This window comes from Solimicrobium silvestre (genome assembly GCF_002976435.1).
Classification (GTDB): domain Bacteria; phylum Pseudomonadota; class Gammaproteobacteria; order Burkholderiales; family Burkholderiaceae_D; genus Solimicrobium; species Solimicrobium silvestre.
In genome coordinates, this window is sequence record NZ_PUGF01000004.1 from 244,729 (window position 1) to 257,300 (window position 12,572).

Below are 12,572 nucleotides of genomic sequence, written 5' to 3' on the forward strand. Positions count from 1 at the left end.
TGAAATAGGGAGTGTTAATTTACCAGATTTGCCTATTTTTTGCTTACAACGCATTACTCAAAAAAATTAGTCCGCCGCAGGCAAGTTACAATAGCGCCTTATCGCTCCACTTTTTCCTGCCATGACCATTCTGCTGTCCACCCTGAACGCCCGCTATTCACACGCCTCGCTCGGCCTGCGTTATTTATTCGCCAACATGGGCGACCTGCAAGCCAGCACCATATTGCAAGAATTTGTGATCGGTACCAAAACCACTGACATCGTCGAAAAGATCTTGGCACATGAAAAACCCGATGAAAAATTAATCGTCGGCTTTGGCGTCTACATCTGGAACGTGGAAGAACTCAGCAAAGTAGTCACCATGTTGAAATGCGTTGCGCCGCACGTTACCGTCATTTTAGGCGGGCCGGAAGTATCGTATGAAACAGCGCAGCAAAATATTGTTCAAGCAGCTGATTACGTGATTACCGGCTGGGGCGACGTCAGCTTTGCCGCGCTCTGCCAACAGGTCATTAACGGCCCGCAGCCGCTGATGAAAATCCACGCTGGCGTACAACCAAAATTAGACCAACTGAAACTGCCCTACGCTCACTTTACCGACCACGATATTGCACACCGTATTTTGTATGTAGAAGCTTCGCGCGGCTGCCCATTTAAATGCGAATTTTGTTTATCCGCACTCGACAAAACTGCTTGGCCGTTTGACCTCGATTTATTTTTAGCGGAGCTGGAAACGCTGTATCAGCGTGGCGCACGTCTGTTTAAATTTGTTGATCGCACCTTCAATTTAAATATCAAATCAAGCCTGCGGATTATGCAGTTTTTTCTGGATAAATTAGCGGCCAAACCAGATGATCCCGTATTCGCGCATTTTGAAGTAGTGCCCGACCATTTACCGGACGCATTAAAGACCGGCATCCAGCAATTCCCAGCTGGCACCTTACAATTTGAAATCGGCATTCAATCGTTTAACCCGACCGTGCAAGCCTTGGTCAGCCGTAAACAAGACAATGCCAAAGCTGCAGAAAACATACGCTGGTTATGCCAGCATTCTCATGCGCATTTACACGTCGACTTAATCGCCGGTTTACCGGGCGAAGACATGGCCAGCTTTGCACGCGGCTTTAATCAGTTAGTGACCTTGGAACCGCATGAAATTCAATTCGGCATTTTAAAACGTCTGCGTGGTACGCCAATTATTCGTCATACCGAAGAATATAAAATGGTGTTTGACCCCAACCCTCCCTACACCATTTTAGCCACCCGCGATATCGACTTTAATACCATGCAACGTCTAGTACGCTTTGCTCGCTATTGGGATTTAGTCGCCAACTCCGGACGCTTTAACCACACTTTAAAATTGATCTTGGCGGATGACCCATTCGCCCATTTTATGGCGCTCTCAGACTGGTTATATATTAATACCGATGCCACACACCGTATCGCGATGGAACGTCTGGCAAAGTTAGTCTCGAATTGGTTGCAACAAGAACGCGGCTTAGGCGAAGACGAGATTGCTGCGCAATTAAAACTCGACTACGCGGGACAAGTTTCACCGGAAAAAATTCCACGATCAGAGCGTAAGAAACTCAAAGAAGAACAAGAATTGTTGGGAAAAAAAGCGGCGCCGGAAAGACAGGCTCGGCATTTGGAAGCGGTTTGATATGTTGTAACTGACGCTTTTATTTTAATATTCAACACCAAAAAAAAATCGCACAGGTTTTATGCTGTGCGATTTTTTTGTGTATCACGCTATCTTAAAAGCGATAAGTTCCACGCAAATACAAGGCGCGCCCAACCGGATTAGTAAACCGTGGATCATATCCTTGTTGGAAAGTGGTTCCCTGATTAGTAAACGGTGGATTTTTATCAAACAGATTTTTCAATCCTGCAGTCAGCGTTACATTTTTAAAGCCCGAGTAAGTACCCGTTAAATTCCAAATGGAATAAGACGAAACATCTTGATAATACTGCGCAGCCACCTGCTGATTTTGGTCATGATAACCAGTCATAAATTGCTGTGACAATGTCGTACTCCAAACATTTTTAGTCCACATCAACGACAAGGTATGCTTCCAACGGAATACTGGACTGTTATCTGCATAAGTACCGACGTTTTGAGTCCATGCGCCATCCTTCTCATTTTGGTACTTATACTGATTCACGTACGTACCGTCCAGATTAACTACAAAATTCCCTAAAGACGTTTTAGGCAAACGCAACGTCATGCTTGCGTCAATACCATCCGTATTGATTCCACCTAAATTGGCGTTGGTTGCTAAAACATACTTCAATGACCCATCTGGGTTACGTACAAATAAGTCTGCATATTTTGTTGGATTACCAAAAATGACAGTTTCTGGCAAGGTTCCGATGCTGTCAGTAATACGCAAATTCCAATAATCAGCTGAAAAAGTCATTGCCGAATTAGGCTCATACACAAAACCAACAGAGAAATTTTTCGCTTTTTCAGGCGCCAAATTGGCACTCCCCCCACCTCTTATCTGCTGTTGTGCATTACAAACCAAGCTCGGATTTTGTCCTGGCAATGCTGTTCCACCTGGGCACAATGCGGGATCATTGTAAGTATTTGCAGTATTGGTGGTTGAGTCTGGTGAGAATTTTTCAAACAAAGTTGGTGCGCGGAAGCCGGTATTTGCCGAAGCTCGTAACAATAATTCTTTGGCTGGCTGATATCGAATACCAATTTTTGGATTAAATGTACCGCCTACGTCACTGTAATAATCGTAACGAGCAGCCAATTGCACCTCTAATTCTTTGGTAACAGGTGCAGTAAATTCACCAAACAGCGCTGAAATATTGCGGGCACCAGAAACATTTTGCGCATCGGAACCACCGGTTGCCGATGCTTGATCAGCAACTGATCGATTCACTGTATAAGCTGCCGATTCATGAGCAAATTCTGTCCCTATCGCCACACCCATTGCGCCGCCTGCCAACCGGCCAAATTCACGGCTCGCTGTGAAATCAATTCCCGTACGCTTGGTGGTTCCACTATACAACTCGCCGTTTAGCGCAATGCTATCCAAATAGGCTAATCCTGCTGCATTTTGTGGTCCAAACGGATTGATAATTCCGCCTGTAATACCTGCCAGCACACCCGAGTCCTTTAAATATCCGTTGGTTAACGTGGTGGTTGCTTTACTTTGTGCGTACATAAAGCCAGTTTTATAGTCCCACCCAGCAAGCAAACCTTCCGCGCCGATTAAGAATCTATCTGTCTTACTTTTATCTTTTTCTCTACGTTGACCTGCATCCATGCTGCGCCAATTCAAGTCCAATGGCCCACCAGATAAGCCTGGGTAAGCTGGTGTTATGCCATTTCCAGGATAGAAGGGGCTGTTTGAATCAATATTCAAACCAGGTAATGAACCTGAACCTGTATAAAAAGGCGTAGGCGCTACCCGACCAATATTAGTTGAATCTGAATGCAGATATTCAAGTGTTAATACGTTATCTGCATTGAGTTTGTAAGATGCTTTTCCTAAAAAACTCCACTGTTCCGTTTGAGGAATATCATCAATATCTGCGGTGTAATCATAGCCACATGAAGTCGCATTTTTTATATAACTATTTTGCGCAGGATTACACCCCGCTGCACGCGACATATTGCCGCTTAAGCCACTAATAGGATCATAAAAGTTAGCGGAACCGGTATTTCCGCTCATCTTATTTAAACCACGATTCGGGATAATGCCGGTTGCTGAAAAGTCCCGGTCTGTGGCCTTTAATGCGTTTTGCTTATGCCAGTCAAACACGCCAAATACATTAAAGCCATCTTCTTCAAGATCACCAATGCCGGCCAATAAATTAAACCGTGCTTCTCCACCGCCTTTGTGCTGTGGATTGACGCCTTCGCCGGTCACTTCTACTCCTTTTACAGAACGTTTGGTAATGAAGTTAATCACGCCACCAATGGCATCCGTTCCGTAAATAGCAGAAGCGCCGTCACGCAATACTTCAACACGATCTAATGCGCCGACGGGGATAATGTTTAAATCAACGCTAGAGCCATCATAAGGATGATTGGCTAAACGCCGCCCATTTAATAAAATTAACGTTTTATTTGTTCCTATGCCGCGTAAATCTGCGGAAGATTTACCGCCGCTTCCTGACCCGACGCTTTGGCTACCACCTGAACTCGATTGGTTTGAACCAAGCGAGTTCAGTACATCTTCTGCTGTTGTCAGACCTTGTTTAACAAACGTATCGGCTTTGATAATGGTGATCGGCAGCGCAGTTTCTGATGCCATGCGCTTAATTGACGACCCGGTAATTTCCACACGCTGCACAACTTCTGCTTCCTGCGCCAAAGCTGAACCTCCCAATACCCCCATTCCCAGCGCGATCCCGCTTGAGAAGATTGAGCGCATGGAGCGCGATAAGTTTTTTTCTTTGATCATGGATATTTCTCGACTATGGTTGACAATTAAAAAATAGTAAATTGATTGAAATTATTTCTAACTTGCAATTAACTATTGGTAAAATAATACTTACATATGTAATCATTTAGCACGTTAATACGTCAATGTTTACTTATTTATATTTAGATAAATTTACAACACACAGCGATTGAAAAATCAGCTAAGAAATGCGGAGGAATTTTTATTTTGGTATTCCAGAGGCAAAAAAAAAACCGCACAGATTTTGCTCTGTGCGATTTTTTTAGAGGTGATTTAGCTTGCTATAAACCAGAAAATTTTAAAAATTTAACTAAATGCTACAGCATGCTGAATTTATTTTCGAAGAAGCATCCATTGCTTCCCGATGAATACCGAATGCTATTAACTCGATCTGATCAAATCAATTATCTTCGTCTTCGCCATTTACATGGTTGCGTGCTTTGATGTAACCGTTTAATTCTTTCATCGCCGCTTCAGCTGCATCATGATGCTTGATTCGCCTTGGCTACCTCGGCCGTTTTTTTTGATATTTCTTGTTGAGCATCTGCAAAATTTATTATGCAATCTTTATAGATATCCGTTTTTCTCTCAATGGCTCTTAGCGCAGCATCTGATGCAAATTTACCAGGGACTGGCGGTTGTTTGCAGTTATGCTTTGGAGGTTCGTCCGCCAACGCATGTGTACTGAACAGGGCAACTAAAATAAGAGAGATTAGAGATTTGATTTCATGTATGTCTCGCATTCTGGCAAATAGTGGTTTAAACCGTAATTTTTCATTAAAAATGGGCTTAAAGCAAAAAATATTTCGTTAAAAAAGGCGCTTTCACCTGAAGTGAAAGCGCCTTTTCATTAACAGCTAATCAAGCAATAAATTCCTGGTAAATTAGAATTTATAGTGGCCTGTTAAGTAGAAAGCACGGCCCAATGGATCAGTGTAACGACCATCGTAACCAACCTGATTACCACCGCCGGCATTAACCAATGACAATGGTGGGTTTTTATCAAACAGGTTTTTGATACCAGCAGTGAAATTCAACACTTTGCTGTAGTCATAACGACCTTGCCAGTCAAACGTAGTGTATGAACCTACGTGCCCAGTATAATTAACAGCTGTCGTTGATCCATCTGCATTCACGACTTGTACTGATCCGTCAGTAACTGGATAATTTTGATCTTGATAACCTGTTTTATAATTGGCAGACAAGTTGTTGGTAAAATTACCAGTAGTTAATGAAGCTATCGCGCGCATTTGAACGCGGAAGACAACACTATTGTCAGGACCAAATGCACCCAGATCCGTTAAAACTGGACCGTTTGTCTGGAACGTATAGTTCTGCTTCAGCATGTAAGTACCATTCCACGCCAGCGCAAGCGGACCTACCGGGGTCTTTAATTTTTCAGCAAAATCCCAATCAATACCTTGGTAATTTGCTACACCACCATTAAGAGGAACCTGGTTAAAAGCAATAGTCGTATAGTGACCAACTGGATCCTGGTAAGGATTAACGAACAAATAAGAATAAAGCTGTGGATTAGCAAAACCAACTTGTTCAGGAATACCTGCTGCAAGAACTTGATTTGTGATTTTTACATTCCACAAATCAAGACCTGCAGTTAATCCAAAACCTGGTTCAACACGGAAACCTAATGTCCATTGTGTGGAATCTTCCGCTTTTAACCCACTTGAGCCATTGTTTGGATTACCAGATTGCAGAAGGTCATACTGAACTGGATTGGCAGCAGTACCACCGCTACAGCTTGCTGGCGTATTGAATGGACATGCATAAGTGCCGGCAGTGCTATTTGCATAGGTTGGTGTTTGCGCGATATCAAGTAAAGAAGGGGCTTTAAAACCAGTACCGTAGGAACCGCGGAACAACAGCGAATCTATCGGAGTAAAGCGCAAACTTAATTTATACGTTGCCTTGCTAAACGAATTACCCACATCGGCATTCGGTAGTTGAGCGCCACCTAAAGCAGTGGTTTCAAATATATAGCCACTATAAACTTTAGAGTAACTGTCATAACGACCTGCGATATTGCCTTCTAAAGTCTTAGTTATTGGCAACAACCATTCTCCAAACAAACCTTCATTATTACGGCTTGCAAAAAACGGCGCCTGCGCAGTAGAACCGCCAAGTACTGAATTTGTTCCAGCAGCGCCAGCAGGCTGAGATGCGTAACCGCTATTTGCTAACAGCAACGGGTTATATTGTTCTTGAAAACTTGTATGCTGGAAGTCAGCACCTAATGAAATAATCGACATACCGCCTTGCATTTCAAATAAATTATGCTGGGCGCCTACTTTTATCGTATTGTCGTTCGATGTATTTTTTTGGAGCAGTTGTCCAGTAATCTCAGCACCTTGCAGGGCAGCAACACCTGTGTTCATGAACGGGTCATAAGCACCTGAAGCAACTAGAGCATTAAATTCATTAAAATTACCATAGCCACCTGCTGAAGTATCTTTCTCTACGCTATTTGATATGGTAAGAACGCCATTCAAATCCCAGCCAGCTACAGTGCTTGAAATACCTGCTGAAAAATGATGTGCATCTGTTTGATAATCATCTGTTCTTCCACCCATACCGACGGTACGGAAATATGCTGTGGCATTACCACCGTTAGCAGCAGTTATCTGGGTGCCAGTCGCATTTAAGACTGGTTGGACATAAGTTGAATAAAGACTTGGATAACTTTGCGGAGTAATCCCAAATGGCTGCGCGGACGGAGCATATTGCGCCGTCATTGCATAGCGTGACACTAGCATGGTTGCCCATGCGGTCGTATTCTCGTTAATGTTAAACGTAGCTTTTGCCAATCCGCTGTCACGTTGAGAGGATGGAATATCTTGTACCGTTGCAGAATAATTAAATCGGCATGTAGTATTGTGTACATAGGAATTAGCATTAGATCCACAATTCCCATTTGCAATCAGATAGGGATTGGATTCCGATGTAATCGGATTTAAGCCATTAGGATCGCTTGGAAGAGCCGAATTAATGACCAGGTTGGCTGGTGCATTATTGATCGATGTCTGGTTAAAAATGTAATTTTGGCCATTGGCACTAAATGGGATTTTACCGCCCTGAGCTGAAAAACTACGTTGAGATGCTTCCAATGCTTTTTGCTCGTCGTGGCTATAGCTGAGCAACACGTTGTAGTTATCTTTGTCTAAATCACCAAAGCCTTTACTTATACCGGCACTCCAGCTACGCCCACCCGAATGCTGAGGATCTTGACCTGTAACGTAGGCATCGCCGTCTGTTTTATTCTTTTTCAAAATAAAGTTGACGACGCCTGCAATCGCGTCTGAACCGTACAATGCTGATGCACCGTCGGTCAAAATTTCAACGCGTTCAATTGCGTCCAGTGGAATGGATTCCAAATTGACTGTAGGGTTTGTAGTACCTTGAGGAGCAAGGCGTACGCCGTCTAACAATACCAAGGTATATTGGGCTGGCAATGCGTGCAAAGCTGCGTTTGTAACACCGCCGCCGCCGCCATTAACTGAGGTCGATGCTGTTGCAAATCCCTGCATTGCAGGTAAATTTTGAATTAAATCCGTAACTGATGTAGCGCCAGTTTTCTTAATATCTGCCTGAGTCAAAACCTGAACAGGCAAAGCACCTTCTTTGACAATACGCTTAATCGACGAGCCAGTAATTTCAACGCGTTGAACTTGTTGTGCAGTTGTTGTATCTGTAGATTGTTGTGCAATTGCGGGTTGTGCCAGTATTCCGATGCCGAGGGCTACTCCGCCTGAAAACATCATACGCAAAGACCGCGACATTATGGTTTCCATCATCATTACTCATCTCCCTAAAAAATTTCAGTTGTGATTTGATCTCTTTAGCCAAAGGGCGCATTTCAAAACGTTATTAAAACAAAGTATTTTGAGCACATTAATCAAACCATTTTTTATAATTTCTTGTCAACAACCTTAGATTGTGTTTCTCACAAAAAACAACATTTTTTAAAATAAAAAAATTATTTCTAAATATTTGTCAATAGAAATTTTTATATAAAACCATGTAATTTCGTCAAATTAACTCCCTTGAATTTAATATTACGATGCATAAAAAAAACCGCACAGGGATTGGCTGTGCGGTCAACTTTACTATTTGCATCTAACTTCCTTTCATCCGAAAGATCAGATGAAAGACTGCCATATTAGCTCTAGATTTATTTAGAACCTGTATTTAGCTGTTACGTACATATCACGACCATTCAAATCGTAATAGCTCGGATATAGCTATTCAAGCCCAGCACAACTGGTGATTGATTATTAAACATTATTGCGCAATATTAAGTTGCTACCAGTAGATGCGCCTATGCGTGTTGCAGCTCTAATTATCTAGAACCTCTTATTACTTAGCCAGTTATCGCCGTAACCGGCCAATTAATTCTCACCCGATTCACGGTCATTGCGCAGCTTCATATAATCATTGAATTCTTTTATTGCCGCTTCAGCCGCATCATGTGCTTTATTTGCCGCAGCAACCTCTGTCGCATTTTTTGATATTTCTTGTTGCTCGTCTGCAAATTTCATCATGCAGGCTTTATAAGTTCGGGTATTTTTATCAATCTCTTTTAGCTGTGTAGCTGATGCAAATTTGCCAGGGACTGGTGGTTGCTTGCAGTTGTGCATTGCGGGTTCGTCTGCCAACACTTGCGTGCTAAATAGTGCTGCCAAAATAAAAGGGAATAAAAGTTTCATATTAGTCTCGCGCTTTTTGAAAGATCCGTATAAACCGTAGTTTTCCGTTATCAATGTTTATTAAAGAAAATTTTAGTTAAAAAAGGCGCTTCCACATAAATATGAAAGCGCCTTTTAAGTCCAACTAATTAACTAGCCTAACAATTTCCAAATGGATTAGAAATGGTAGTGACCCGTTAAGTAGAAAGCACGACCCAATGGATCTGCGTAACGACCATCGTAACCAACTTGATTACCACCGCCAGCATTAACCAATGACAATGGAGGGTTTTTATCAAACAGGTTTTTGATACCAGCAGTGAAATTCAACACTTTGCTGTAGTCATAACGACCTTGCCAGTCAAACGTAGTGTATGAACCAACTTGACCAGTGTAATCAACAGCTGTCGTTGATCCATCTGCATTAACAACTTTAACTGCGCCAGTCCCAGCTAAATAACTTTCATCGTGATAACCAGATTTATAGTTAGCAGTCAGACTATTAGTAAAATTGCCAGTAGTCAACGAAGCGATAGCATGCATTTGAACACGGAAGACAACGCTGTTATCAGGACCAAATGCGCCCAAATCCGTCAAAACTGGACCATTTTGTTGGAACGTATAGTTCTGCTTCATCATATAGGTACCATTCCAAGCCAACGACAGCGGGCCTACAGGGGTCTTTAATTTTTCAGCAAAATCCCAATCAATACCTTGGTAGTTTGCTACACCACCATTCAATGGAACAAGGCTATAACCAATAGTCGTATAGTGTCCAACCGGATCCGTGTAAGGATTAGTGAACAAATAAGAATACGTCTGTGGACTAGCAAAACCCGTTGCCTCAGGTATACCGGCACCAAGAACTTGGTCTTTGATTTGAACATTCCACAAATCAGCACCAGCAGTTAATCCAAAACCTGGCTCTACGCGGAAGCCCAATGTCCATTGCTTGGAATTTTCTGCTTTCAAACCACCTGAACCACTAGCTGAATTACCACCAGCGAGAAGATCATACTGAACTGGATTGGCTAAACCACCGGCACAACTAGCTGGAGTTGCAGGGAATGGGCAGGAATAAGATCCAGCAGTACTACCTGCATACGTTGGTGTTGCCGCAATGTCACCTAAAGAAGGCGCTTTAAATCCAGTACCATAAGAAGCGCGTAACAAGAGTGTATCTGTCGGAGTAAAGCGCAAGCTTAATTTATATGTTGCCTTACTAAACGTATCACCTAAGTCTGCATTTGACAATTGAGCACCGCCTAATGCAGGTGTTTGAAACACATAGCCACTATAAACTTTAGAGTAACTGTCGTAACGACCAGCTATATTTCCTTCTAAAGTCTTAGCTAACGGTAACAACCATTCGCCAAATAAACCTACGTTATTACGGCTTGCATCAAATGGAACTTGAGCAGTAGTGCCACCAAGTACTGCATTTGTTCCAGAAGGTGCAGATGCGTAACCACTACTTGCTAATTGCAACGGATCATATGATTCTTGCAAACTTACATGGTTGAAATCAGCACCTAAAGAAATAATTGAGGTACCGCCTGGCATTTCAAATAAATTATGCTGAGCACCAACTTTGATTGAATTGTCGTTCGAAGTGGTTTTATTCAACAACTGCCCAGTAATCTCGGCAGCTTGCAGAGAAGCCCCACCAGTATTCATGACTGGATCATAAGCACCTGAAAGGACCAGAGCATTAAACTCATTAAAATTACCATAGCCGCCTGCTGCAGTATCTTTCAATACGCTATTCGATAACGTAACAACAGCATTCAGATCCCAGCCTGGGATTGCGGTTGAAGTAATACCTGCAGAAAAATGATGTGCATCGGTTTGATAATCATCAGTTCTTCCGCCCATGGCAACGGTACGGTAATACGCTGTAACACCACCACCATTTTGACCAGTGATCACGGTACCAGTTGCATTTAAGTATGGTTGAACATACGTTGCAAACAGGTTCGGATACGCTGTTGAGTTAACACCGGCAAGATTTGTCGAATTAATAGCGAATGGCTGTGCGGATGCAGCATATTGCGCTGTCATTGCATAGCGTGACACCATCATGGTTGCCCATGCGGTCGTATTTTCGTCAATCTTAAATGTTGCTTTTGCTAATCCACTATCACGTGTAGACGATGGAATATCTTGTACCGTTGCAGCATAGTTAAATCGGCATTGAGTACTATGCGCATAAGAATTAGGATTAGATCCACAACTGCCAGCATTTGCTAAAGCATATGGATTGATAATCGCTTCACTAGCATTTGCACCAGTAGGATCGTTCGGAGCGGCCGAAATAATATCCAGGTTGGCAATAGGGCTATTAATCGATGACTGATTGAAAAGGTAATTTTTGCCATTTGCTGTAAATGGAATTAGACCACCTTGAGCTGAAAAACTACGTTGAGTCGCTTCCAATGCTTTTTGAGTGTCATGGCTATAGCTCAGCAACACATTGAAGTTGTCTTTGTCTAAATCACCAAAGCCTTTACTTACCCCGGCACTCCAACTACGCCCACCTGAATGTTGCGGGTCTTGACCTGTCAGGTATGCATCGCCGTCTGTTTTATTCTTTTTCAAAATAAAGTTGACGACGCCTGCAATGGCGTCTGAACCATACAATGCTGAAGCACCGTCAGTCAAAATTTCAACGCGTTCAATGGCATCCAATGGAATGGATTCCAAATTGACTGCGCCACCTTGAGTAGCAACACGTACACCATCTAACAATACTAAGGTGTATTGGGAAGCTAATGAGTGCAAAGCTGCTGTTGTAACACCGCCGCCGCCGCCATTAACTGAAGTTGATGCAGTAGCGAAACCCTGCATTGCAGGTAAATTTTGAATTAAGTCCGTAACTGATGTAGCACCAGTTTTCTTAATATCGGCCGCAGTCAAAACCTGAACCGGCAAAGCGCCTTCTTTTTGGATACGCTTAATCGACGAACCAGTAATTTCAACACGTTGAATCGGTTGTGCAGCTGTCGTGTCAGTCGGAGTATCTGTTACTTGTTGTGCGAATGCTGGCTGTGCCAACAAACCGATGCTTAACGCTACACCGCCTGAAAACATCAAACGCAGTGATCGGGACAAAATGGTTTCCATCATCATTGCTACTTCTCCTCGGATAAATTGGATTATCTATTATTAACTTCGTCGCCTTCTTCAGCGATATTTCGAACTCATTTATGCAAAAGTGAATTTGAGGCTTACATAAAACCATTTATTACAATTGCGTGTCAACAACATGCGGCTCTCAATTAAAACAAAAAACAACACTTTTGAATTAAAACAATAAATTCCTTCGATAACTTATTTATTCATTATTTTTATTGACCGAATAAAATGTGCTTTATTGCATTTAATTACGATTTAATTCACTAAACATCGCTATTTTTATTAATTTATCGATTTTTATGCAGTTTTATAG

The 12,572-nt window shown here is 42.4% G+C and carries 5 protein-coding genes; 1 reads left to right on the plus strand and 4 read right to left on the minus strand.

Annotation, left to right across the window (positions count from 1 at the left end; all coding sequences use genetic code 11):
* Positions 1-121 precede the first annotated feature (121 nt).
* Positions 122-1,663, plus strand: coding sequence for a B12-binding domain-containing radical SAM protein (locus S2091_RS06750; RefSeq protein WP_105531026.1), 1,542 nt, complete (start codon positions 122-124; stop codon positions 1,661-1,663).
* Positions 1,664-1,757: 94 nt separating this feature from the next.
* Here the strand turns inward: S2091_RS06750 and S2091_RS06755 are convergent, their stop codons facing one another.
* From S2091_RS06755 to S2091_RS06775, 4 genes are all read right to left on the minus strand, one after another.
* Positions 1,758-4,424 (minus strand): TonB-dependent receptor, encoded by a 2,667-nt coding sequence (locus S2091_RS06755; protein ID WP_105531027.1) that lies wholly within the window; start codon positions 4,422-4,424, stop codon positions 1,758-1,760.
* Positions 4,425-5,308: 884 nt separating this feature from the next.
* Positions 5,309-8,236, minus strand: coding sequence for a TonB-dependent receptor domain-containing protein (locus S2091_RS06765; protein ID WP_105531029.1), 2,928 nt, complete (start codon positions 8,234-8,236; stop codon positions 5,309-5,311).
* Positions 8,237-8,827: 591 nt separating this feature from the next.
* Positions 8,828-9,145: a hypothetical protein gene (locus tag S2091_RS06770; RefSeq protein WP_105531030.1), complete on the minus strand. Its 318-nt coding sequence runs from the start codon at positions 9,143-9,145 to the stop codon at positions 8,828-8,830.
* Positions 9,146-9,301: 156 nt separating this feature from the next.
* Positions 9,302-12,253, minus strand: coding sequence for a TonB-dependent receptor domain-containing protein (locus S2091_RS06775; RefSeq protein ID WP_105531031.1), 2,952 nt, complete (start codon positions 12,251-12,253; stop codon positions 9,302-9,304).
* Between the last annotated feature and the right edge of the window lie 319 nt (positions 12,254-12,572).